1 protein-coding gene is annotated in these 239 nt (G+C 67.8%); it reads right to left on the bottom strand.

All coding sequences use genetic code 11. The features are described 5' to 3' along the window. Positions 1 to 239 (bottom strand): chorismate-binding protein (locus Q5L94_RS14105; RefSeq protein ID WP_317498974.1); only part of this gene is annotated, 239 nt, incomplete at both ends.

Raw genomic sequence — 239 nt, 5'->3', positions numbered from 1 at the left:
AGGTGCATCACATGCGAGTAGCGCTCGATGAAGAAACTGTCCGTGACCGTCACGGCGCCCGTCTGCGCCACGCGCCCCACATCGTTGCGCCCGAGGTCGACCAGCATCAGGTGCTCGGCCCGCTCCTTGGGGTCGTTCATCAGTGCTTCGGCCAGCGCGTTGTCTTCGGCCGCCGTCTCGCCGCGCGGCCGCGTACCCGCGATCGGACGGATGGTGACGATGCCGTCGCGAAGCCTGAC

Origin of the sequence: Idiomarina sp. Sol25, assembly GCF_033052775.1 — a bacterium.
Lineage (GTDB): Bacteria > Pseudomonadota > Gammaproteobacteria > Enterobacterales > Alteromonadaceae > Idiomarina.
Note: the sequence above shows the minus strand (reverse complement) of the source record. Positions and strands in the feature narration are given on the sequence as shown.